This is a genomic window from Arthrobacter sp. SIMBA_036 (genome assembly GCF_046535135.1).
GTDB lineage: Bacteria > Actinomycetota > Actinomycetes > Actinomycetales > Micrococcaceae > Arthrobacter.
The window spans coordinates 1-260 of sequence record NZ_JAWRXG010000275.1; the positions used below are offsets into that span (position 1 = coordinate 1).

The following is a 260-nucleotide window of genomic DNA, read 5'->3' on the forward strand; positions in this document are numbered from 1 at the left end:
ATGTACATCCTCCATTGCCCATCCTATATATAATGACTGCAGGCACCCCGATGCCCCTTTTTCCCTTCATTCTGCAATCCCTGCCTCCCTTGTCCCGGGATGCCAAACATTTGTTTAAAATTTTAGTCCCTGCATTCCAGTTCCTTAGGTCAATATATGAACCCAGGATGAACTTTATGTTAAATAAACTTGCGGGGGATGTGATAAGTTTCTATCTTTGCCCCACTGAAAACGAGAGTGGATCAGTAAGCGCAGAAGAG

Annotated in this window: 1 protein-coding gene; it reads left to right on the top strand. The window is 44.2% G+C overall.

Translation table 11 applies throughout. From position 1 onward, the window contains the following. Positions 1-32 precede the first annotated feature (32 nt). A partial coding sequence (locus tag SB659_RS19870) for a hypothetical protein (protein WP_410551661.1) occupies positions 33-260 on the top strand: 228 nt, incomplete at its 3' end.